Source organism: Rossellomorea pakistanensis (assembly GCF_016908495.1).
Classification (GTDB): Bacteria; Bacillota; Bacilli; order Bacillales; family Bacillaceae_B; genus Rossellomorea; species Rossellomorea pakistanensis.
The window spans coordinates 1121247-1143875 of record NZ_JAFBDZ010000001.1; the positions used below are offsets into that span (position 1 = coordinate 1121247).

Consider the following 22629-nt stretch of genomic DNA (forward strand, 5'->3'; position numbering starts at 1 on the left):
AACAAAGTTTTCAAAAACAGACACCAATTAAAAGAGCCAACCCAGGTGGGTCAGCTCTGCGTCTTAGACATTAAACTTCTTTTTTATAACTCAAAATTGGCTTTCTTGCTGCAGTTGTTTCATCCATACGACTTACAATCGTCGTATGCGGTGCTTCTTGAACAACTTCAGGCGTTTCTTCTGCTTCTTTCGCTATTTGAATCATTGCATCAATAAAAGCATCTAGTGTTTCTTTAGATTCTGTTTCTGTTGGCTCGATCATCATACACTCTTCCACATTTAACGGGAAGTAGATTGTTGGTGGATGATATCCGAAGTCAAGCAGTCTTTTCGCGATATCTAACGTTCTTACACCCAATTTCTTTTGGCGCTTTCCACTAATAACAAATTCATGTTTACAGTGACGATCATATGGCAGATCGAAATGTGGTGCTAGTCTTCTCATCATATAATTGGCATTGATTACCGCGTTTTCCGTTACTGCTTTTAATCCATCTGGACCCATTGTGCGAATATAGGTATAGGCACGTACATTAATACCGAAGTTACCGTAATAAGGTTTTACGCGACCAATTGATTGTGGACGGTCATAATCAAATGTATATTTGTCGTCTCTTTTCACGAGTAATGGTTTTGGTAAATACTGAATCAAATCAGCTTTAACTCCTACAGGACCACTTCCGGGACCACCGCCGCCATGAGGACCGGTGAATGTTTTATGAAGATTTAAGTGGACTACATCAAATCCCATATCTCCTGGGCGTGCTTTTGAAAGAACCGCATTTAAATTGGCTCCATCATAGTAAAGCTTACCTCCAGCACTATGAATGATTTCAGCCATTTCAAGGATGTTCTCTTCAAAAAGTCCCAATGTGTTCGGATTTGTTAACATTAATGCAGCTGTGTCTTCCCCTACAACACGTTTTAAATCGTCCAAATCCACTAATCCATTTTCATCGGATTTTACTGTGACCGTTTCAAAACCAGCGACAGTTGCTGATGCAGGGTTTGTTCCATGCGCAGAGTCAGGTACAATAACCTTCGTACGGTTTGTATCTCCATTTGCTTCATGATAAGCGCGAATCATCATTAAGCCTGTCCACTCACCATGAGCACCTGCTGCTGGTTGAAGAGTCACTTCATCCATTCCTGTAATTTCTTTCAGGTGCTCCTGGAGATCATACAATAGTTCAAGTGCTCCTTGTGCCCCTTCTTCCTCTTGAAGTGGATGTAAATGAGCGAATCCGTTATAACGTGCAACATTCTCATTGATTTTCGGATTATATTTCATTGTACAAGACCCAAGTGGATAGAAGCCTGAATCAATCCCATGATTTTTCTTAGAAAGGGCTGTATAGTGTCTCATAATATCTAGTTCAGACAATTCCGGTAATTCTGGTTCAGTATCTCTAATATAATCAGATGGAATTAAATCAGACAGTTCAACTTCTGGCACATCCAGCTCTGGTAAGCTATAGCCAACACGGCCTTCTTTAGTTAGTTCAAAAATGAGAGGCTGATCTTGTTTAAGCATGATGATCCCCCAATTCTTTTACAAAAGTATCGATCTCTTCTTTTGATCGTAGTTCAGTTACTGCCACAAGCATATGTTTTTCAAGTTCTGAGTCAACAAGTCCTAAATCAAATCCACCTATAATGCCTTTTTCCAGAAGTTTAAGATTTACTTCCTTAACAGGCGAGGATAATTTCACGACAAATTCATTGAATGAAGGACCTTCAAATGCAATCGTAAATCCGTGATCTTTAAAAACTGACTTTGCGTAATGCGCTTTTTGCAGGTTTTGAAGAGCCATCTCTTTGATTCCTTTTTTTCCAAGAGCTGTCATCGCAACAGACGATGCAAGTGCGTTCAATGCTTGGTTTGAACAAATATTAGAAGTTGCTTTATCTCGACGAATATGTTGTTCACGGGCTTGCAATGTCAGCACAAACCCTCTTTTTCCATTTTCATCAGTTGTTTGACCAACTAAGCGGCCAGGGACTTTTCTCATTAGTTTTTTCGTAACAGCAAAGTAACCGCAGTGAGGACCACCATAAGCTGTTGGAATACCTAGTGTTTGAGCATCCCCGATTACGATGTCTGCACCGAATTGTCCTGGAGGTGTTAAAGCTCCTAAGCTTAAAGGATTAGATGATACAACGAACATTGCTTTCTTTTCATGAATGATGCTCTCTAACTCTTTTAAGTTCTCAATTCCCCCGAAGAAGTTCGGGTATTGAACCACTACAGCAGCAATATCATCAGAAATCATTGATTGTAATGCATCTAAATCCGTTACTCCATTACGATGAGGAATCTCTTCCACTTCAATGTATTGACCTTTTGCGTATGAATTTAACACTGCTTTTGATTCAGGGTGAACAGTACTTGAAACCAATACTTTTTTACGTCGAGTATGTCCTGCGCTTAGCATCGCAGCTTCCGCTAAAGCTGTTCCACCATCATACATGGAAGAGTTGGCAACATCCATTCCGGTCAGTTCACAAATCATTGTCTGGAATTCAAAAATGGCTTGCAGCTCACCTTGTGAAATTTCAGGCTGATAAGGAGTGTATGCTGTATAGAATTCAGAACGAGAAATGACATGGTCCACTATCGTCGGAATATAATGATCATATACTCCCGCTCCTAGGAAGGATATATTTTGTTTTAAATCTGCATTCTTACTAGCCATAGCCCAAAGCTCTTTCATTAAAGAGGTTTCAGGTTTCGCTTTTTTGATGTTATATTCTCCTTTGAATCTAACTTTCTCAGGAATGTCCTCAAATAATTCTGCCACGTCTTGAACACCAATGACTTTTAACATCTCTTGCTGATCGCTCTCGGTCATCGGTAAGTAACGATGCTTCATCGCCAATATCCCCCTTAGTTTTTTGGTCTCTTATAAAATGGTGTCGCAACAACTTTTGCTAATAATTTTTTCCCACGAATTTCCACAAAAAGTTCAGTATCTAATGTGCTGTATGTTTTATCTATAAGGGCTAGACCGATATTCTTTTTAAGTGTTGGAGATTGGGTTCCTGTAGTGACCTCTCCAATTTGATTCTCACCAGAATATACTTTATATCCATGTCTTGGAATACCACGCTCAAGCATTTCGATCCCAACAAGCTTACGCGGTGCTCCTTCTTTTTTATGCTTCAATAACACTTCTTTTCCAATGAAATCAGCTTCTTTATCAACTTTAACAGCAAAACCGATTCCTGCTTCAATTGGAGAGATATCTGCTGTAAGTTCTTGTCCATATAAGGCAAGGTTTGCTTCAAAACGCAGTGTATCACGAGCTCCTAATCCACAAGGAAGAACTCCATCCTCTTTACCTGCCTCTAAAATCGCATGCCAAAGTGTCACAGCATCTTCACTTGCACAATAGATTTCAAAGCCATCCTCTCCTGTATAACCAGTACGGGATACAAGTGCTTTTTTTTCATTTATCTCCAATTCATATTGGAACTTAAAAAATCCAATATCCCTTAATGGAGTCTCAGTTAATTTTTGCAATGTCTTTTCAGCAAGTGGGCCTTGTATGGCGAGTTGAGCCATATGTTCTGAAAGATTCTTGAGTTCAACTTCTCCCTCAACATGTTTCTGTAACCAATCATAATCTTTATCGATATTTGAAGCGTTGATCACAAGTAAATAATGTTGATCCTCGACTTTATAAATCAAGAGATCATCCACCGTGCCTCCATTCTCATAGCACATGGCTGTATATTGTGCCCCTCCATCTTTTAGACGAGAAACATCATTGGTCATCATTTTTTGTAAGTAAGAAAGTGCATCTTTCCCCTTTACTTCAACCTCTCCCATATGAGAAACATCGAATAGACCAGCTCTAGTTCGAACAGCCTCATGCTCTTCTTTAATACTAGAGAATTGAACTGGTAGATCCCAACCACCGAAATCAATTGTCTTACCGCCATATTCTTTATAAACGGTGAACAGTGGAGTGCGTTTTAATTGTGTCACAGAATTTCCCCCTTCATCTTATTGAGTATTTCTAATGAGGTCCTTGTATGAAGTAATTTCAAACTATAGGTAGTTTGAAATTCTAGAGGATTTCTCCTTTTTACATAAAAAGGACAGAGAAATCCCATAAATTTTATGAGACTTCTCTGTCCTTTCACCTGAAAGTTTACCCAATCGGGCTTTCCTCTTTGGTGGTTTCACGATGGAAACACTCTCCAGAGTTGCGTCAAACAAGAGTCTTTTTGCCTGAGAGATTCACAAATTCATTGTTTGCTCCTTCGGCGCTGTAAAAAAACAGTCTCTCCCCTTGCTATCATTCGCCAATATTCATTGTAAAAATTGGTCATACTAGAAATATACACAAGGATTACTCAATAGAATGCTCTAACCACTAGAATGTTCGGATTTTCGAAAATTTACAAACTTAAAAATCTACTTACATCCTATCATTAATCACTAATATTCGGCAATCATTTTTATGGATTTAAAGGAGTTGTTTTTTGTATGAATGTAGATATTCATTTTAACGAAGAGTGGGGAGAAGAGTTTTCCACTCTTATTGAAAAAGACGGTCCATGGGGAGAATGGGAACTTTACAAGCTTGCCATTGAAGTGGAGGAACATACGGTTATTCCGAACTTTGAAGGCCTACAGGCACCAAAACATTTGGCAAATGTCACACCTTTACCTCATCAGTTAGAAGTAGCAAAGCAAGTTGTTGAGTCGATGAATGGGAAAGCGATTCTAGCAGATGAAGTGGGACTAGGTAAGACCATTGAGGCAGGATTGGTTCTAAAAGAATACATGATTAGAGGTCTAGTGAAAAAAGTGTTAATTCTCGTTCCTGCCTCCCTTGTTTCTCAATGGGCCTATGAACTCAATTCAAAATTCTATATCCCAGCAGTTCAACAACGTAAAAGCTATGTTTGGGATCAATGCGATATTGTAGTGTCATCTATCGATACCGCTAAAAGGAGTCCACATCGAGAAATGGTTTATGAACAAAACTACGATCTAGTGATCATAGATGAAGCTCATAAACTTAAAAACCATAAAACAAAAAATTATGAGTTTGTTCAAAATTTAAAAAAGAAATTCTGTTTACTATTAACCGCAACACCGATTCAAAATCGTATTGAGGAAATCTTTCATCTTGTCTCATTATTAAAACCTGGACACCTTGGGAGTGAATCTGGTTTCGCTGAAAAGTATAAAAAAGGAAATCGCTCAGTCCAAGAGGATCAACATCTACGTGAGTTAGTGAATAAAGTGATGATACGAAATAGAAGAAGTGATACCGGAATTGAGTGGACAAAGAGACACGTAAAAACGGTACTGATTGAATTCTCTGAAGCTGAACGAGAGCTATATGATAGTATTCAACTTTTCAAAGGAAATGAACAGTTTGCTACTAGCTCCTTCTCCCTTCTCACCCTTCAAAGAGAAGCATGCAGCAGTCGTGAAGCGGTCTATTTCACATTGAAGAATATGCTCGAAAAACATGAACAACCAAGTATCCCCTTACAAAATACAGCAGGGACAATAATGAAAAAGGTAGAAGCCGTTCAAATGAATTCGAAAGCACAGAAAGCACTAGAATTGATCCAGAAAATTAATGATAAAGTGATTATTTTTACTGAGTATCGAGCAACACAGCTTTATCTTCAATGGTTTTTGAAGCAGCATGGGATCACATCTGTTCCTTTCCGGGGAGGCTTTAAAAGAGGTAAAAAAGATTGGATGAAGGAATTATTTAAAAATCACGCTCAAGTTCTCATTGCCACGGAAGCCGGTGGAGAAGGGATCAACCTTCAATTTTGCCAGCATATCATCAATTTTGATTTACCGTGGAATCCGATGAGGCTTGAACAGCGAATCGGGCGTGTCCATCGACTTGGTCAAACAGAGGATGTTCATATTTACAATTTCGCTACGAAAAACACAGTAGAAGAGCATATCTTAAAACTCCTTTATGAAAAGATCAATTTATTTGAACGTGTAATTGGAGAACTAGATGAGATTTTAACAAAATTAGATTTCGGAAGTTTTGAAGATCATGTAAAGGATGTATTTGTGAATTCACGATCTGAAGGAGAAATGAAAATAAAAATGGAGAATCTATCTGCCATGATTCAATTTGCGGAAGATATGAAGGAGGAAAAAGCGAATGCAGCAAAGCGAAATACATCAATTTCTTGAACGGTATTTCCATGCCAATCAATGTGAGGTTGTTGGCGGGGGACCTGGATATATGACGGTACAGCTCTCAATTGATCTTGATAAAGAGCTAATGAACCGCCCCTTTTACTGGCATTATTTAGAAAAGACTGGAGGAGTACCTAACCCGATGAAGCTAAATCTTGTAACGAACCCTGATAAGGCTCCAGATGATTTTAAAGGGGAAGTCATCCATTTTGGCTCTCCTAGGCTTCATCAAATCTTTCAATCAACTAAGAAGCTCGCCTCTTATATTAGACTTTATGAAGAACAGGGTTTAATTTCGGGTCAACAAATTCCGCTCCATCCGTGGTTAGGATTAAATATCAAAATATCCTATCAATGTGATTTAAAGAAAGATACATTACGTTCTATCGGTTTAAATCTCATTAACGGTCAAATGATGGAATCCTTCCATGATGTGCTTATAAGCAAGAATTTAACACCAAAAATTCCTGATTACTGTTTCACTTTGACGCCAATTATTAAGCCCAAAAGTGGAATTTCTCGAGTGCGGACTTATTTAGAATCACAACTACAGCAGGAAAGTGATGATTGGGCATTATCAGCAAGAAAAAGATGGAATGAAGATTTAAAACTACTAGATCATTTCTATAGTGACAGTGAAGAAACGCCAGAGGCCTATGCAATTGAGAAGGAAGCATTGAAAGAACAGTATGAACCGAATATCACGATTGAAATTATAAACGGAGGCCTCTTTTATTTATCTAAATCTTTTTAATAGAATGGATAAGAGTTCGACACAGAGAAAGTAAAAAATTCGTCAAAAAAAAGAGCCAACCTAGTTTCTCATAGGTCAGCTCTTTTTTCGCTTAAAGAAAAGCATTAGCGCATACGGTACAATTCCAAACCACCTAAATAACAATGGTGGCTTTTGATCTTTTTTTTCTTGTCGAATCGTTTTTCGCTCTTGAGGGGATCTTTCAAAGTGTTGAACGACTGTTTGAGTCATGAACTTAACATACTCATTAATCGACATAATGTCACCGCCCTATTAATACTTATCATTTATTGTGGTCGGTTTCATCGTATTTTAAACTTTTAACAATCTCTTCTACAGTCTCATCGATTGATAGATGTGTCGTATTAATAACATAATGAGCTGTATTTCTATAAATCGGTAATCTTGATAAATACAAATTGTGGATTTCTTGTGATGATTTATTTATTAATAATGGACGGGTTGAGTCATCCTTTAGCCTATTCATCATGACTTCAAAATCACATTGTAAAAAGAAGACGATTCCGTTACGTTTTATTTTTTTTCGACTATCATCATATGTCACAATTCCTCCACCCGTTGTGACTACAACATTTTCAGATGGAAGCTCATCAAGAATTTCTGCTTCTCTTTTACGGAATGCTTCCTCTCCATATTTTTTAAAATATGACTTTATATCCTTCCCAATCTTCCCTTCAATTAAATGATCTGTATCAACCACCTTATATTTAAGTTCTTTTGCTAATTCACTTCCAACGGTAGTTTTCCCGACACCCATAAATCCAATCAGAAAAATCTTTGACATCATATCCCTACTTCCACGAAACTATTTCTTGATTAGTCCTATTATACACAACCTCCAAAGGGCTGAAATTTTTTTTATCTTTTTTCAAGGTGATAGAAAGGGCTACTTTCTCTTTATTTAGATTCAGTTGTTCATATTTTACTTTTGTATCGTTTAAAACAAAGGTTCCGCTAGATTTAAAATCTTCAGTCATGATCCTTTTCACAGCTAGTAATTCAATTGCTTCTCGCTCATACCGAGATTTCACCTCATCCAAGTACCTGTATTTCATCATAAAAATTTCCGTGGAATGGATAGAAACAAATAAAAAGATAATAAATAATAGAAATGTGTAGGGAAGCATAAAACCTTTATTGTCCGTTACCACCCTCTCCTTCCAATGATGAATAAGTGAAGAATGAACTTGAGAGGATCTGATTGTCTGTAAATGTGACGGTTATCTGTACACCATTTGTTAGTGAAGATATCGTTACAGCCTTAACATCCTGCAGCACAATTTCATGTCCTCTACGGTCGATTCGCCGCCTTAAGCTATGTCCATATTTTTCATACGTAACCTCTCTACTTCCCTTTATAAACGAAACCGAGTCCTTCCCATACTCTATCCCATAAGAACCTCTGAATTCATTTCTAAATTGAAAAGTATAGAGGTTCCATTCATAGCTTTTTCTAGGTACTAAATGTTCATCTATTGTTTCTAATCCTTTTATTAAGAGCGGTACACAAAAAGAAATCATCATAAAGATAGATAAAACAAATATAGTCTCAATCAACGTAAATCCCTGATGATTTCTAAACTGGCTTTTCTTCAATGCATTTCTTTTCCACCCTATCTTTGTGTGAATAATAGATAACGCATATTTTTCTACCAAGTGAATTTCTCGACCACATAACGGTATAGGATTCTTCATTTTCAATATACTCACCTTCTCCCCACTGATCCTGAAAGGTAGAATACTCCAACTTTTCAACAAGAGCTTTATAAGAAGCAACCTCCTGTTCCTTAGAACGTATCCCATTCTGGAATTGAATAAGCATGGGAAATAAAGTGGCAGCGATTATTACTACACATCCGAAAGCTACTAAACTTTCTACAGCTGTAAACCCTTTTTCACTCATAAACATAGAATCTACCTTGACCTATATGAAATCTAAGTTTAATTTCCTTTCCATGAACAATGAAATAAAGATCACCAAAGCGATCTGTATTTCCATTAGGATTAATAATAACTCTAAATAAACGTTCATTTTGAACTTGCGTCACATACTCGGGTAATTTTCGATAAAACAGTACCTCTCCCGTTATGCTTGCTCCCTGGTAATAGCCATTTCTGTTTCCAAACTCTAGAATTGAAGTTTGTTTTTGATTAATCGCAAAGCTTTGTAAAAAATATAGGTCAGCCTGAAGCTGGGAGATGAAGATTTTCTTTTGAAGTGAACGTTGAAGAGGCTGGAAAGAGAAGATTGTAACACCTAACAAAATCGTTGTCATTGTCAAAACAATCAGGGTTTCAATGATAGAATATCCCTTTTCAGATGAAAAACTCATTAACTAACCGATCCGTCTGTCCCAATCTTTATTTCCGTTCCATTAGGGCAAGTTTTAAATTCATCCTTTAAATATTTCTCTGTAACTAATTCATCTATATCTGTAGGATAACGGCTCTTATCAACTTTAAATGCCTGTACCTGACCTTCAACCATTTTTCGAAAAGCTGTACAGCCCTTATCATTGATCGATGAACTTTGTTTTGTCACATTCGGAATCGTAATAAATAAAAGAACCGAAATGACGAGTAAAACAATCATCATTTCAATAAGTGTAAAACCTTTTTGATTTGTAATCATATTTTTACCTCCATTAAAAATTTTGCATAACTTGAAAAAGTGGAATCATGATGGAGAAATAGATAGACAAAATGAATAATCCTACAAAAACAAATACACTTGGTTGTATTATTTTCAACCATTTGTTCAGGCGATTTTCTAATTCCTTCATACAAAAATCACTATAAAACATTAATTCATGGGATAGTTTTCCATTCGTTTCTCCATGGCGTATTACAGTCAGAAACTCCGTACTAAAAAGAGAAAATGATTGAAGTGATTCAGGGAATGTTAGACCGTTATACAGATCTTTCCTAACCCTAGATGCAATAGCTTGAAATAATGGTCGAAAGGATTGATTCTCAAAGATCAGTAATGCTTCGTTAATTGACATGCCACTCTTGAGTAAATAACTGAACTCTCGTGAAAAAAAGTGAGTTTGAATTAGTCGGATGTAATGACAAATAACTGGAATGGAGAGCAAAAGGTTGGACTTTATCAGGGGAGGGAGTTTCTTCAATTTGAAATAATATAATCCAATACCGAGTAGGATACACAACAAGATACTAAACATTATGTGTGGAAGATAGTGAATCATATTCATCATCCAGGCTATGAGAGTAGAAGGTTGATATCCCAGTGATTCATACAAAAGGAAAAATCGAGGGAAAAGCATCTTTCTTAATAGTATCAGTAATAGAAACAATATACTGATAAGGATTAGTGGATATTGTAACACTTTCTTTAAGGCTTCTTGATCTTCGTGTCTTTTCAACAAGTATTCACCAGAATCAAGCAAAGTTTCGAACACAAGCCCATGCTTCTCAGCAAAATAAACTTGTGCACATACATTATTGGACATTCCCAATTTTAATAACACTTCCGAAAGTGCTGCACCATTTTGCAATTCCTTAATAATCTTGAGCCTTAAATCATCCTTTCCTTTAAGCAAATGAATAAATAAGAAATCGATTGATTCTAACAACGTATAACCATTTTTCAAAAGTTCTCCTAGTCTTATTAAGATCTCTCCTTGTTCCTTAAGTTTCCTCTTCAAAAGCCCACCTCTCATACTCTGAATGAGTTAGATAGCCTAATGCTACCCCTTTATTTAATAAATCCTTTAACTTAGCATATTGACTAATGCTTTTCTCTCCTTTCACTTCTCTTAATACCTGTGTCAACGCCTTTCCACTGAGAATTTCATAGACAGATGTTCGTTTGGGGTAATGCTTTGCATGACATTGTTTAACATCCGTATCCTTACAAATTGGACATTTTACCTTCACAAGGCGTTGGGCAGATACAGCAATAAGGGTTTGCTCGATTTCCTGAAATTGAATACCAAATTCAAGCAATCGATATATTGCACCTTTAGCATCTCTTGTATGCATCGTTGTGAGTACGAGATGACCCGTAAGACTCGCCCTTATAGCAATTTCAGCCGTTTCACGATCTCGAATTTCACCTACCATAATAATATCCGGATCATGTCTTAAAATCGCTTTTAATCCTGTTGAATACGTGATTCCAGCTTTTTCATTCACTTGAACCTGGAGAAATTCTTCATTTTCTTTTTCAACAGGGTCTTCTAAAGTAATTACGTTTCTATTCAATTGTGCAGAACAATGTTGAACAAGCGTATAAAGTGTCGTTGTTTTACCGCTACCAGTTGGTCCAGTAAAAATCATCAAACCGTGTGAATGCATTAAAAGTGCTAAAAGTTTATTGGCTGATGAAGGGTATAACGACATTTTCTGAATAGGAAGACTAAAATTTTGTGGAAGAATTCGAATAACGAGACTTTCTTTGGAATGCGTAGAAGGGAGCGTTGAAATTCGAAGTGAGACAGGCTGATCATTTATTGGGATGGAGAATGAACCACTTTGGGGCTTTCTTTTTTCACCAATATCCATGGAGGCCATAAATTTAAAGTGCGAAATGATTCTTTCGCCTTCCTGGTCAGGGATAATGGTGTGAGGAGCTATTGTACCTTGCTTTCTTAACTGAATAATATAATCTGTCTTTCTTGGCAAAAAATGTACATCTGAGGCATCCAATAAAACGGCTTTCTGTAATAATTCTTCAGCAAGCTTTTCTATGGGAGGAATAATGCTTAAACACCACCTTTCTTTATTCTATTCTTTACTATTCGACAGAAAAATAGAAATCCCTCTATTCTTTTGAAGATTTTTGTATATTTTTTAAAAAAATGTCAAACAAAAATCTGTTCGTTCATCATTGTGCTATAGCCAAGCGGTAAGGCAACGGACTTTGACTCCGTCATGAGTTGGTTCGAATCCAGCTAGTCTTTTTATGTTAAAAATGACCTTCTCATATGAAATAGAGGTCATTTTTTGATTAAACTTAATTTCCTGTTTAAGAGCTTTGACTAACAATTTGGCTCAAAACTTCGTTTATTGCTGTAGTATCGACCAAGTGATTTTTCTAAATCATTACTTTCTATCTCTAATTCACCTTCTCGAATACCTTTTTACGTGTTAACAAGCATAGGAAGATAGGCTTCTGGTACCCCTGCACCTTTCATAATGTCGACATAAGTAGCATCATCGAATTGTTGTTCAGGGACTTCTTTCCCTAATATATCTCCAAGAGCAGATACTAATTCCTCTTGAGTCATTAGCTTACCGGAAAGTTCGTAAACTGTATTCTCGTGTCCTTGCCCAGCCAATCCATTTGCTGCTGCCTCCGTCAAATCTTTTCGAAGTACCCAGCCTACTTCTAAAACCGTCAAAAAAGCTTGTAGAAAAGCAAGGTTTTCTCTTCAAGCTGAAAGCCCCAAGGAATCATTCCTTGGGGCTTTATTAATGCTTATGTTTGGCTAGGGACTTTGAGTGCTTTGATCATCTGTCGTATCGAACCGAGATGGTAGGCGGAGTGAGCGATCGCTCCCAACAGACCATTCGATGTCTGTTCATCTAAGGAGTCAAGTAAATCAATCTTTTTAAGTAGTGTTGTGTATTCTTGTTGAAGTTTGTCATTAAATTGTGCCCATGTGATTTTATCAACGTTTGTGATTTTCCAAGATGCTTCCCAGTCCTTCCTGGGTTCTTCTCCATTTAAATAGGAATTCGCAGCCCATAAGTAATAGCGGGTATGATCTGTTTGTGCGGCGATTGTCGTACCATTTACAGATATCGAAGCATCTTCTGCCGATAATTTTTCAAGCGTTCCGAATAAACCATTACCAGGCTTCGCTTCTGTGTACCAGCTTGCGTTTTTTTCAGGTCCATCAAATGTTTCCTTCAACAATGTCCTAACAGCTAATAACATCGGATTGTTCATCTCAGTACCTCCTAAATTTGTTTTTAACTACCAAAACTACTTTAGACGGTTATATTTTAACTGAGTTGTTTCTAACTGTCAATTTATATTATGATGGTTATAGTAAAGGAGTTTTGATCATGTCGGGAACAAACATTTACATGATGGTCGGAGAACGTTTGTGTATGGATTTCATCAATACCGTCAGTTGGCGGGAAAGTGCGGAGAAAAGGCGGGATTGGTTTACGAGTTACGCCAATTTGGTCGAATGGAGCATCTATGCTGAAGTCTTGACCGAACAACAAGCAAAAGCTCTTCTTTTAAAAGCGGAGGAGAAACAGTCTGAAGCGGGAGATGTACTAAAGCAGGCAATTGAAATTCGGGAAGCCATGTATCGAATCTTCAAGTCCATTTCAAAGGGAACAATACCCCACCCGCCTGACCTGGTACGTTTCAATGAATCTGTAAGCCACTTCTATCAAAATTTGCATGTAATTCATGAAAACGATCATTACACTCTGAAGTTCAAGCATACCGAGAAAAACTTGGACACTATGCTCCCTCCGATTTTGAAATCTGCTGTAGAATTACTCGTTTCTAAAAACGATCTGGAACGAGTCAAACAATGTGAGGGAGACCCTTGTGGATGGTTATTCTTCGATACGAGCCGGAACCGGAGCCGACGCTGGTGTTCAATGGCCGATTGCGGAAATCGTGCCAAAGCACGACGATTTAATCAAAAAGAAAAGTGACCATAATCGGTCACTTCCCCTCACCTCTTCCTAAGTCTATTAAAAAGCAAATCCCCTACTTTTTGTCCTAAAGCTGGGGATTTTTTTTCTTTTAGTAACGGATCTTTGGTTTCCTCATAACACTATACTACATTAAATAATAAGTTAATAGATTTTGAGTATATAGTGTTTCAAGAAAAAAATAAGGAAGATTAAACACCCCATCATTTTAAGGTGGGGTGTTGTTTTTATTCCATTAAAGCTCCCTATAATGGAACAAGAATAACCTATTACTCGTACTCACATAGCTTTGGAACTACAAAAATAGGAAAAGTCCTGATTATTTTTTCATATGTTGAGAAATTCAATTGATTTGAGATAACCGCAATGTTTTCTCCATCATAGCCAATCCAAAAAATACTTGTATCAACTTCTACTTTGACCACTACTGTTTCTACAACTTTCCCTTCCCAATTTCCTTTCCACTCTCTCTGTTCTAATCTAAATACATCTTTATTTGTGGACCATAAAACTAAATCATTTCCACTACCAAGAGTAATATAGAAAGGGAAAATCTCCTTAAACTGCTTTTCATTCTGGATTGCAGTAACTATTACTGAACGGTCGTATTTGTTAGTTAAGTATCTATAACCGATATTAAATTCCTGGCATTTATGTTCAATCTCATATTTCAAATAGGTAGGAACTTCAGCACAAAAATAAAGTGGAAATGCTTTAATATTTCTCATCCACAATGGCAGAAAGTTTTCATCTAATTCTGGAAGATAAAAACCATCGATTGAGAAAACATATGGTGTAGTTCCTTCTAATGTAAAAGGAAAAAAACCTCCAGCATCAGGATTTGAGTCATAGTATCTCTTTGGTAAATATCCAACTTCTATATCCAATTTACTGACCTCCCCTTCGTATCACTGTATTCATTTTTACTAAAGGTTTATAATCTTAACTTTTCATTAACCTGCCCTTTAATTGAAGATGGGCATAGCCTGAGATCAAATAAGCTGCGCTTGTAGTTTTGAAGTGAAGTTTAAGCAAAGATACCTTGCGAACCTTTATTTTACGATAAATAATAAGAAGCCATTTTGAAAAAAGATTGATCAAAAAAGCTTCTTTTCATTAGATTTTAATTTGGTTTTTAAAAAGTTTAATCATTTTCTACCTTATTGTTCCACAATCGCGCCTTATTCTGGAATACCTGAGTAGTTTCTGGTGATGCTTAATAACACTTGCACATTAATTGGGAAGGGTTCCCTGCCTGAATACCGGAATTATACGAAAAACAAAGCAACACCCGCTACCAAGAAAGTAACCGTTGTTGCAATCGTGGCTTTTTGTTGTGTTTTATTCATTTTATGATACAAATAAACAAACATCTCCTTCACCTCCTTTCTTTAATCAAATTCACTATCCTCATAGATAAATAGTTCTTCGATACTTACATGAAATTCACGAGCAATTTTAATGGCAAGCTTTAAGGAAGGGTTATATTCTCCTTTTTCCAGAAAGCTGATTGTTTCTCTTCTTACTCCAACTGCTTTTGCAAGTTCCAATTGAGTCATATTGTATTTAGCTCTGTATTCCTTGATTTTCGTTTTCATTTATTCGGAGCCTCTCTTATTCTTTGTAATAAGCCAAGAGACGAATAAAGACAAAACCATCCCTAATATCCCCAAAATTAAAGTGTCGTCACTATCCAAGTATTTTTGGAAAGCGAGTAAAGCAATCCATATATATAAGGAAAAGAAATATGCCCTACCCGCTGAATAGTATTTCACCTTTTTGGATCGTTCATCATCAGAAGGTAATCCATGCTTGAATTCAGGGAATAATTTTTTCATTATCATTGAAATATAACTAACAAAGCTTATTAAACCAATCAACAGTAGAGCTGCTGAAAAATAATCATTAGCCCCGAGTAAATTGAAAATTTGAAGAAGCATACCTAACACAATACCTAATGAAATAACCCCTAATACGATATATTTCATTTTCAATGTAATACCTCCTAATGTTAGAAATATATAACTTAATGTTATAAATATATAACTTAATGTTATAAATATATGACATATGTATTTTTTAGTCAATGGGCTTCCAAAAATTTTTCGCTTTCCCAAAAGGGGGAGTGTTAGGTAAATACGAATTTACAACGCTAAGGAAAATATAAAAAAGCCTAATTTCTCGTTATTGTAAGCGAGAAATTAGGCTCTGGTTACTTCATAATAGCGTCCGATTCTTGAAGAGTGAATTTATTTCTTACTAAAAATATTCATCACATAGATTTGGGGGTAAATACCTTGCCATTCCCATTAGTTTTTTTCTTCGTGTGAAAAAACAGCGTCTGGAGCAATGCTTCCAAGCAAAAATGATGTTTTATCTTCTATTGATAAAGCCTCTGCAATTTTATTACCAATAATTGAGTGCATTATTCTTGAACCCATAATTCCCCCACCCTTAAATAATATATTCAACTATCCTCCAGATGAAATAATAAGCTATTTCACCCGTTTGTGAAAAATCATAAACCCGACCTGTGATAGGACTGAAATACCGAAACTTCCAAAAGTCTCCTTTCCTACACAGCAGGTTAATTATTAGTAATTCTTTGCTTATCACATAAAATTGCCTCAGCAAAAGTTGTATTTAGGTTATGTACTAATTTCTTGGTAGTAATTTTAACAAACTGAAAACTTCATCGGGAGTTAAATATTCAAACCTATATGTTGGATCCAATGCAAATACATATGAATCACCTAAATAAAATTCTGTAATTCGATTTATTTGTTTTGAAATCTGTTTTTCAGGAAAAATATCCAGATAATCTGGAAAACTCTTTATATGTTGAAATACATTTTTAAAAATATTATCCTCACTTTCATTAGATAAACAAAATCAGCGCCATACCAATCTCTTTTTACAATCCTTCCGTATTCAGGTGCTCCAAGTATTTCTTGATAAACATGTTCTTTTTTCTTTTTCTGATGTAGTTGACTCCATTCAACATCAGTTACTAGATGAAGATATTAACCTAAATAAAATGAGATCTGTGGGTTAGTAAAATCTATCTTATCTTTCTTAATGTATTGCTCTAGAAACAAACTAGGATTCATTTTATTATCCACATTAAAGTGGGGAACTTGTTCCTGAGGATAAAATTCTCCTGTCACTTTATCAGGCAAACCACAATCATGCCCGATATTTCCAACTACGAACTCCTTTTCAGATACTAATAAGCCCATATTCAATAGATTCTCTGCAATTCTAAAATGTACCATCCAAGTCGCTATAATGTTAATCCCCTTTTGTAAAAATGTAAAACGATACCCTACAACACTAAGATAGACATCTTGATTTATATCGTTTCTTTCACAATTTATATAATTTAACCACCTTTCTAATTATTCCAAATTATTTCATTTCAGGCAATGAATTCTTCCATTAAATGGGCAGTTTCTTGATTAATAAGTTTAAAAGCATTTTTTATGTAGCGTTTCAAGAAAAGAATTTAGAAAGAATAAAACCCCATCAATTTACGATGGGGTTTTGTTCTTATTCCATTAAAGCGCCCTTTTCTGGAAGATAGAAATAAAATTTAATTACGATCACTCGTGAGATTAGTACGTCGTATATAACGCATTTAATTCATATAACTGTCGGTCATCACGATATAGAATATAACCGGGTGCATATCTGTTTTATTTGTTAGTCAAATGGATAGAGTATCATTCAACAAGCTGATCCTCCATAAAATCCATACGCTTCAAGACCTTACCTTCCTTACTTTTATCATAAACATTGTACTCTTTTTGTGGTTCAGCATCTGACCAAATGATCGATGCAATGAGATCATGTTTATGATGTTCCATCCGATCCGTATTCATGTAACTTTCATCAGGCTGCCATTCTCTTGGCAAATCGTCACTTTCCCTATAGAAGGACATATAAAAAATCCTGTTTTTTCCTTCTACGTCTTTCATTTCACCATTAACTGGATGATTCTTCATGTATTTCTCAACTAATTCCTTCAAATCTTTTAAATCCTTTGGCGGATTCAGAATCATGTAATGCTTTCTAAGCGTTACCACTTCTTCATCCTTTTTACGAACGATCTGTTCTGTATTGGCAATTTCGAAAATCTCTGGTTCCCCGCTTGATTCCTCATTTTTTGTACATCCGATTAAGAATATAGGAATGAAGCATATACCAATCAGCAAAGCTAGAATGTTTAAATGAATTTTAATTGCTCAATTCCCCCTCGAATGGTATATCCATTTCCATTAAAGTAACAAAGGGCTTATATTTCCCATCATAATCTTCATGATGCTGTAAGACAAACCAGGCACGAAATCCTGCTAAGTTGACATACACCTTCTCTACATCTGGCTGATCTAATCCAAAATGATCATATAGACGAACATGCATGACACCTTCAAAGTGATTGTTCTCTACTGAAAATTCTTTTACGGATATCGTATTCCCCCATGTATCATTTACCGTGATTGTAAGACCGCCTAATCGATCATCCCAACTGCTAAACGTCGGGTAAGAAGCATTATCCTGTATATTTTGATAAAATTCATTCGTTGCTTTTGTACTCTCATCAAACTGAAGTGCTGCTAAATTACCTCCATTTTTCTTTAGTTCATCCACTAATGCATTTTTGACAAATTCAACATAGTCTTTGGTTGTCTCATGCTCAAACGCTTTGTCAGTTAAAGTCTGATTGCTATAATCTGTACCAGATCCATCCTCAAAATGATCAATCATATCTAAAATAACATCTTCCATTTCTCCCTTAGAAAATAAGCTTGTTGACATGAACTCGAAATCTTTAAAGAGAAAATCTGTGGATCCAAGTAATTGGAAATGGAACATCCAGCTAATGTCCGTCATTTCATCACCTGTATAGTCATCTGTCTTCATATCATTCGCTACATTTCCATTTTCATCATGGCCTTCTGGTCTATCTGATTGAAAAATGATTAAATCGGATAAATCTGAGTACAACGGTCTTGCATCTTCATTATCTAAAATTCCATCCCCATCACTATCTTTTTGGTCAGGAAAACTGGTTGGAAAGAAGCCTTCAAAATGAATCGTAATTCCAAAAATCTCAAACGTGAATGATCTGACTGGACCCATTTCTTGTCCATCGGTCAATCCATCTCCATCAGTATCTTTCATGTCAGGATCTGAGTGGATGATACCGTATGGAGTTTTCATTCCTCCAATTTCATAGAAATCGTATAACCCATCCCCATCGGAATCTATTTCTTCACCACCATCAAGCGTCCTTGAGTAGTTGGTTTCCTTACTCCAAAACTCAAGCCATTTTTTCTTATCAACCATCATATATTCACTAAGCTGAGCAGTTTCTATACTTAAGGTATTTTTACTTGTATCTAGCACAGCATCAAGGCTTTCAAACATTTCCTCATCTTCATTATACCATATGAGGGCTAGATCATCTTCTAGCGTGTCTCCTAGCTGTGCTTCATCATAAGTAAATGTAATGCTTGCTTTATCAAATTCGGATTGTGTAATAATCCTTACAGGAGAACCAATGAGGCCGTATAAATTAGCTTTTTTAATATTGCCTTTATTAGTTGTGACTCTAGTCGTTTTATGAATATTATCCGTTGCACTAAAACTGACTTCTACACTAGTAATTGCTGATTGATCAGGCTGATTCAATGATTTACGGATAGATTGTTCATGGAGTTCCTGTGAATCCGTGATCTCGTCATTATCACTGTCTGCATCATTCGGATCCGTCTTTAAAGCAAATTCATCTCCATCACTTAATCCATCGCCATCTGTATCATCCGCATAAGGCAATGAATCAAACTGTTGCACTTCAAATCCGTCTGTTAAACCATCTTGGTCTGAATCTTTCTTTATCAAAGAAGTTTGATAATCCTGTTCATCCTTATTATTCAGGCCATCTCCATCGATATCTTCATCTGCATCACTTATAAGATTAAGATCTGTATCATATTTTGTTGGAGAAATGGAAGATTTATTCTCATATTCAATATTGTCCTTTAATCCATCACCATCACTATCCATTATAAAAGGATTCATTCCCTCTTGGAATTCTATTCCATCTGTAATCGTGTCACCGTCCGTGTCAGAGGTAGATTCAAAGAATTCTGTGTTAAATGTATAGCCTGCTTTTTCTAGCCCGAATAACACTTGTTTATAGGCATTTTGATAGGATTTTGATGCAGGGATACCTAAATCTTTTTCTAGAAACCCATTAGCTTTTTCAGTCATTTTGATAGCGTTATTTAAATGAGCTTTTATTTTATTTCCATCTTCATCCGATTGATCAGCAATATCTTTTAAGATGCCGATAGCATTTTTGTTGATAATTTTATCGGATAAATAAAAATTAAAGAGGATATCTGAAAGCAATACTTCAGTTTGTTGATTAAAGTCGTTATTTGATGCGTAGCCCCATAGATAAATTGTTAACTTATGCTTGATTTTCAAGAGCTGATCACTTTTTAAAACCACGTCTTTTAAATACTCCGTTTGAACTGCTTGTTCATATTGGTTAATCAATTGTTCAAACATTTCAAGTTCATTCATATCTTCTTGCTTAAAGTCCCCGGTTTTCTCAAATTCCACAATCAGATTATCCAGTGCATTGGAATCTAGCTTAGCATTCTTATCTTTTATGACTGTTAAGAATTTCTTTAATTCATTGACTGCAACCTTATCATATATTAATCCATCTCTCGTATCCTCGTAGAATTCATATTCACTTAACCACTGTTTTACATTTTCCTCGCTGAAATTCTTTTGTTGTCCTTGATCAGCATCGTCAATACCCTTGGCCACCACTGTTTGCCCAATTCCGCCGAAAACAATTACAGAACATAATAAAAAACTGTTTACTTTATTTTTCAACAAGTAAATCTCCTCTACAACTTATTTATTTAACCTATAAAAATATCACTTGAATGAGGGAAGCTACATGAATTTTCTATGGTGGTTACTTATAAAACTTAAATGGTTTAAAGATCGAAGATACGGTAGAGTGGTTCCTATCTGAAGAAATATTGTCAACATCCTTGAGATTATGTCACTAAATCAACTCCTTAATAATTACCAATAATTAACTCATTATTATCTTAATTTATATACTTTTTGATTTTAAGGGGATAATTTCCTAAATTAAATAATAGTTATATAGTTCTTCAGATTTTTGATTCCTTACGGAAATATTATAAATAAAAAAAGATCGACGATAATGTCGATCTCCTAGAGCCAATATGATTCAAACAACAGTAAATGGGACGGGAAAAAAATCCAAAAGAACAGCTTCGATCTTAAACTTTGCTCCTTAAGATTAACGTCAATCCTTATTTCCGATAAAATAATCATAAAAAAAGAACTTTATTTAGGACTTTAAATGCAGAGATCCTTAATTTCTTTCAAATCCAGCTATACAATAAGGTAAATGTCGCTAATATACCCATACCACTAAAAGAAGATATCATCGATGGTCCCAGTTATAGGAAATATGTTCCTTAACAAAAAGAAAGAGTGAAATCCTTGCTACAGATTTGCTTCCTATTATTGAAGATCGGTTTTCGACTAATCCACTTCACATATCTACTTTATGAAGCTTCAAGATGAAGACTGCTGCCACGATAAGAAGGAATACCGTCAGAAGCGCACTTTGCCCACTTTCGTACAAAGCTGCGGAAGCAACAATGAACACAACCAGCTTAAGCGTAGTTCGTAAGGGGAAGGAGAGGATGGGGAGCGACGCCTTCAGGGAAAATGTATTATCAAGACCTAAATTGTAAAAAGTCATAAAAAATAGAGGTTGATATATGTTAGTCATGACTAACATATATCAACCTCTTTATTCTTGTTTAACAATAGCGCCCTTTTCTGGAATAGCTCTATATTGACAGTAAAATAACCCTGGATAAAAATTAGCCTAATGGATGAGTAAGAAAATAATATAATATTTTGAGAATAAATTCTTAGATAGTTCGTTGTACTTTATGAAGAAGCTTTTTCAATCAGATAAGGAGCAAAGTAAATGAAAAGTTCATCGACAAACTTTATCAGTAGATTAAAAAAACAAAAAGAAGATGCACTCGAGTATATCATTGATGCATATATGCCACTTGTGAAAACCATTGCCACAAAAATTTTATACAATCGGCTTCATTTATTGATTCCGTTTTTGCAGTTACGGTTCTATTAGAAGTTGCTAATAAACATTCCTACCATAAGCAAAACTGCGAGTTTTGTCAGACTTATCACCTTTTTTAGTTTCCTAAGACTAAAAAGGATTTATACAAGTATTCTATCCGATTGCTTAATACCAATTATTTCAAAGCCAGAAGACTAACTTAATTCGTAATTTCCATTAATAAAGACGCTTACCTTATTAATTCTCCCATTTCTTTCCACACTTATAATATCTATGAATAGTGCTGTAATACGTTGCTTTTTGTAGTGATTTAAACCTGTAAAAAACAGACCAGCGTCTCCGCAAGTCTGTTTTTTACTGATTATTTTAGATTTATATAAAGTGGCAAGTCGGTATGCCCCATCTCTCGAACATACACAAATAAGTTGCCTTTATGGTGAATTTCATGCTCAATTGCCATTTGCACCATTAGATGCCCAGTAACATTCATTCCGAAGATTTTTGACATGTCGATTTCACGATCCAGATCCTCTTTCGTTAGTGAAGCAAGAAGTTCTTTTGTTTTTTCAGTATAATCTTCACCTAACTGAGTCAAAGACTGCTGGGCTTCATCTAATTTCTCCAAAAATGGAGCTCCGTTTCCTTCTTTAACAGTCTTAATAAATTTATAATAAGAAGTATACATATGTGTGACCAATTTTTGTGCGCTCATAGACGTTTCTGTCGGTTGAAAATCATAATTGGATTCTTCAATTTTTCCAACTAACGTATTTGTAACAGTACGATGTGATATAAAATGACTAACAAGATTCATAATCATGCCCCCAATAT

General features: G+C 35.7%; 24 protein-coding genes, 2 pseudogenes and 1 riboswitch. Of the genes and pseudogenes, 4 read left to right on the plus strand and 22 right to left on the minus strand.

What is annotated here, in order from left to right; all coding sequences use genetic code 11:
- Positions 1-70 precede the first annotated feature (70 nt).
- From gcvPB to gcvT, 3 genes are read right to left on the minus strand one after another with little or no spacing between them, the layout of a single operon-like run.
- Entirely contained in the window at positions 71-1534 is a 1464-nt protein-coding gene (gene gcvPB / locus JOC86_RS05465) for an aminomethyl-transferring glycine dehydrogenase subunit GcvPB (protein ID WP_205168748.1), read from the minus strand.
- Positions 1527-2873 (minus strand): aminomethyl-transferring glycine dehydrogenase subunit GcvPA, encoded by a 1347-nt coding sequence (gene gcvPA / locus JOC86_RS05470; RefSeq protein ID WP_205168750.1) that lies wholly within the window; start codon positions 2871-2873, stop codon positions 1527-1529. The genes gcvPB and gcvPA overlap by 8 nt, the downstream gene beginning before the upstream one ends.
- Before the next feature lie 14 nt (positions 2874-2887).
- A complete protein-coding gene (gene gcvT / locus JOC86_RS05475) occupies positions 2888-3991 on the minus strand; it encodes a glycine cleavage system aminomethyltransferase GcvT (protein ID WP_205168752.1) in 1104 nt (367 codons plus the stop codon).
- Between the two features lie 224 nt (positions 3992-4215).
- Positions 4216-4308: riboswitch (glycine riboswitch) on the minus strand.
- A gap of 187 nt (positions 4309-4495) precedes the next feature.
- Between gcvT and JOC86_RS05480 the strand changes: the two genes are divergently transcribed.
- Both JOC86_RS05480 and JOC86_RS05485 read left to right on the plus strand, forming a co-directional pair.
- A complete protein-coding gene (locus JOC86_RS05480; protein WP_205168754.1) occupies positions 4496-6190 on the plus strand; it encodes a DEAD/DEAH box helicase in 1695 nt (564 codons plus the stop codon).
- Entirely contained in the window at positions 6159-6950 is a 792-nt protein-coding gene (locus JOC86_RS05485; RefSeq protein WP_205168756.1) for a YqhG family protein, read from the plus strand. Before JOC86_RS05480 ends, JOC86_RS05485 begins: the two co-directional genes overlap by 32 nt.
- 75 nt (positions 6951-7025) lie before the next feature.
- Here JOC86_RS05485 and JOC86_RS05490 read toward each other — a convergent pair whose 3' ends face one another.
- The 11 genes and pseudogenes from JOC86_RS05490 to JOC86_RS05540 form a co-directional block, all read right to left on the minus strand.
- Positions 7026-7208: a YqzE family protein gene (locus JOC86_RS05490; protein ID WP_205168758.1), complete on the minus strand. Its 183-nt coding sequence runs from the start codon at positions 7206-7208 to the stop codon at positions 7026-7028.
- A gap of 25 nt (positions 7209-7233) precedes the next feature.
- Positions 7234-7755 carry a shikimate kinase gene (locus JOC86_RS05495; protein ID WP_205168760.1) on the minus strand — a complete coding sequence of 174 codons (522 nt, stop codon included), beginning with the start codon at positions 7753-7755 and terminating at the stop codon, positions 7234-7236.
- Positions 7756-7762: 7 nt separating this feature from the next.
- Positions 7763-8026, minus strand: coding sequence for a competence type IV pilus minor pilin ComGG (locus JOC86_RS05500; protein WP_205168763.1), 264 nt, complete (start codon positions 8024-8026; stop codon positions 7763-7765).
- A 79-nt stretch (positions 8027-8105) separates the two neighbouring features.
- A complete protein-coding gene (gene comGF / locus JOC86_RS05505) occupies positions 8106-8666 on the minus strand; it encodes a competence type IV pilus minor pilin ComGF (protein WP_275583370.1) in 561 nt (186 codons plus the stop codon).
- Positions 8548-8874: a type II secretion system protein gene (locus tag JOC86_RS05510; protein ID WP_205168767.1), complete on the minus strand. Its 327-nt coding sequence runs from the start codon at positions 8872-8874 to the stop codon at positions 8548-8550. The genes comGF and JOC86_RS05510 overlap by 119 nt, the downstream gene beginning before the upstream one ends.
- The gene (comGD, locus tag JOC86_RS05515; protein WP_205168769.1) at positions 8867-9304 is read right to left on the minus strand and encodes a competence type IV pilus minor pilin ComGD; all 438 of its coding nucleotides are present in this window, start codon (positions 9302-9304) and stop codon (positions 8867-8869) included. The genes JOC86_RS05510 and comGD overlap by 8 nt, the downstream gene beginning before the upstream one ends.
- Positions 9304-9603: a competence type IV pilus major pilin ComGC gene (comGC, locus tag JOC86_RS05520; RefSeq protein WP_205168771.1), complete on the minus strand. Its 300-nt coding sequence runs from the start codon at positions 9601-9603 to the stop codon at positions 9304-9306. The genes comGD and comGC overlap by 1 nt, the downstream gene beginning before the upstream one ends.
- 13 nt (positions 9604-9616) lie before the next feature.
- Entirely contained in the window at positions 9617-10639 is a 1023-nt protein-coding gene (gene comGB / locus JOC86_RS05525) for a competence type IV pilus assembly protein ComGB (protein WP_205168773.1), read from the minus strand.
- Positions 10623-11693, minus strand: coding sequence for a competence type IV pilus ATPase ComGA (gene comGA, locus JOC86_RS05530; protein WP_205170135.1), 1071 nt, complete (start codon positions 11691-11693; stop codon positions 10623-10625). The genes comGB and comGA overlap by 17 nt, the downstream gene beginning before the upstream one ends.
- 268 nt (positions 11694-11961) lie before the next feature.
- Positions 11962-12325, minus strand: a pseudogene (locus JOC86_RS05535) (Rossmann-fold NAD(P)-binding domain-containing protein); the annotation flags it as partial.
- A gap of 89 nt (positions 12326-12414) precedes the next feature.
- The gene (locus tag JOC86_RS05540) at positions 12415-12888 is read right to left on the minus strand and encodes a hypothetical protein (RefSeq protein ID WP_205168777.1); all 474 of its coding nucleotides are present in this window, start codon (positions 12886-12888) and stop codon (positions 12415-12417) included.
- Positions 12889-13007: 119 nt separating this feature from the next.
- On the opposite strand from JOC86_RS05540, the gene JOC86_RS05545 reads away from it, so the two are divergent.
- A complete protein-coding gene (locus JOC86_RS05545) occupies positions 13008-13619 on the plus strand; it encodes a CGNR zinc finger domain-containing protein (RefSeq protein ID WP_205168779.1) in 612 nt (203 codons plus the stop codon).
- A gap of 269 nt (positions 13620-13888) precedes the next feature.
- Here the strand turns inward: JOC86_RS05545 and JOC86_RS05550 are convergent, their stop codons facing one another.
- The 7 genes and pseudogenes from JOC86_RS05550 to JOC86_RS05580 all read right to left on the minus strand — a co-directional run bounded on the left by JOC86_RS05550 (position 13889) and on the right by JOC86_RS05580 (position 20534).
- Positions 13889-14506, minus strand: coding sequence for a hypothetical protein (locus tag JOC86_RS05550; RefSeq protein ID WP_205168781.1), 618 nt, complete (start codon positions 14504-14506; stop codon positions 13889-13891).
- Between the two features lie 504 nt (positions 14507-15010).
- A complete protein-coding gene (locus tag JOC86_RS05555) occupies positions 15011-15217 on the minus strand; it encodes a helix-turn-helix transcriptional regulator (RefSeq protein WP_205168783.1) in 207 nt (68 codons plus the stop codon).
- Positions 15218-15613 carry a hypothetical protein gene (locus JOC86_RS05560; RefSeq protein WP_205168785.1) on the minus strand — a complete coding sequence of 132 codons (396 nt, stop codon included), beginning with the start codon at positions 15611-15613 and terminating at the stop codon, positions 15218-15220.
- A gap of 321 nt (positions 15614-15934) precedes the next feature.
- Positions 15935-16060: pseudogene (locus tag JOC86_RS05565) on the minus strand (hydrolase); the annotation flags it as partial.
- Between the two features lie 582 nt (positions 16061-16642).
- On the minus strand, positions 16643-16894 hold the full coding sequence (locus JOC86_RS05570) for a hypothetical protein (RefSeq protein WP_205168787.1): 252 nt from the start codon (positions 16892-16894) through the stop codon (positions 16643-16645).
- Between the two features lie 447 nt (positions 16895-17341).
- Entirely contained in the window at positions 17342-17833 is a 492-nt protein-coding gene (locus JOC86_RS05575) for a hypothetical protein (RefSeq protein WP_205168789.1), read from the minus strand.
- A gap of 22 nt (positions 17834-17855) precedes the next feature.
- Positions 17856-20534, minus strand: a complete 2679-nt coding sequence (locus tag JOC86_RS05580; protein ID WP_205168791.1) for a DUF3289 family protein — start codon at positions 20532-20534, stop codon at positions 17856-17858.
- 1147 nt (positions 20535-21681) lie between these two features.
- On the opposite strand from JOC86_RS05580, the gene JOC86_RS05585 reads away from it, so the two are divergent.
- Positions 21682-21849, plus strand: a complete 168-nt coding sequence (locus JOC86_RS05585) for a hypothetical protein (RefSeq protein WP_205168793.1) — start codon at positions 21682-21684, stop codon at positions 21847-21849.
- A gap of 310 nt (positions 21850-22159) precedes the next feature.
- Here JOC86_RS05585 and JOC86_RS05590 read toward each other — a convergent pair whose 3' ends face one another.
- Positions 22160-22612 (minus strand): DinB family protein, encoded by a 453-nt coding sequence (locus JOC86_RS05590; RefSeq protein WP_419096018.1) that lies wholly within the window; start codon positions 22610-22612, stop codon positions 22160-22162.
- Between the last annotated feature and the right edge of the window lie 17 nt (positions 22613-22629).

Bases quoted from the DNA above. Each gene is read 5' to 3' on its own strand.
- gcvPB (WP_205168748.1), bottom strand. From the start codon at position 1,534: ATGCTTAAACAAGATCAGCCTCTCATTTTTGAACTAACTAAAGAAGGC.
- gcvPA (WP_205168750.1), bottom strand. From the start codon at position 2,873: ATGAAGCATCGTTACTTACCGATGACCGAGAGCGATCAGCAAGAGATG.
- JOC86_RS05480 (WP_205168754.1), top strand. From the start codon at position 4,496: ATGAATGTAGATATTCATTTTAACGAAGAGTGGGGAGAAGAGTTTTCC.
- JOC86_RS05485 (WP_205168756.1), top strand. From the start codon at position 6,159: ATGCAGCAAAGCGAAATACATCAATTTCTTGAACGGTATTTCCATGCC.
- JOC86_RS05490 (WP_205168758.1), bottom strand. From the start codon at position 7,208: ATGTCGATTAATGAGTATGTTAAGTTCATGACTCAAACAGTCGTTCAA.
- JOC86_RS05495 (WP_205168760.1), bottom strand. From the start codon at position 7,755: ATGTCAAAGATTTTTCTGATTGGATTTATGGGTGTCGGGAAAACTACC.
- JOC86_RS05500 (WP_205168763.1), bottom strand. From the start codon at position 8,026: ATGAAATACAGGTACTTGGATGAGGTGAAATCTCGGTATGAGCGAGAA.
- comGF (WP_275583370.1), bottom strand. From the start codon at position 8,666: ATGAAGAATCCTATACCGTTATGTGGTCGAGAAATTCACTTGGTAGAA.
- JOC86_RS05510 (WP_205168767.1), bottom strand. From the start codon at position 8,874: ATGAGTGAAAAAGGGTTTACAGCTGTAGAAAGTTTAGTAGCTTTCGGA.
- comGD (WP_205168769.1), bottom strand. From the start codon at position 9,304: ATGAGTTTTTCATCTGAAAAGGGATATTCTATCATTGAAACCCTGATT.
- comGC (WP_205168771.1), bottom strand. From the start codon at position 9,603: ATGATTACAAATCAAAAAGGTTTTACACTTATTGAAATGATGATTGTT.
- JOC86_RS05540 (WP_205168777.1), bottom strand. From the start codon at position 12,888: ATGAACAATCCGATGTTATTAGCTGTTAGGACATTGTTGAAGGAAACA.
- JOC86_RS05545 (WP_205168779.1), top strand. From the start codon at position 13,008: ATGTCGGGAACAAACATTTACATGATGGTCGGAGAACGTTTGTGTATG.
- JOC86_RS05555 (WP_205168783.1), bottom strand. From the start codon at position 15,217: ATGAAAACGAAAATCAAGGAATACAGAGCTAAATACAATATGACTCAA.
- JOC86_RS05570 (WP_205168787.1), bottom strand. From the start codon at position 16,894: ATGGTACATTTTAGAATTGCAGAGAATCTATTGAATATGGGCTTATTA.
- JOC86_RS05585 (WP_205168793.1), top strand. From the start codon at position 21,682: ATGAAAAGTTCATCGACAAACTTTATCAGTAGATTAAAAAAACAAAAA.
- JOC86_RS05590 (WP_419096018.1), bottom strand. From the start codon at position 22,612: ATGAATCTTGTTAGTCATTTTATATCACATCGTACTGTTACAAATACG.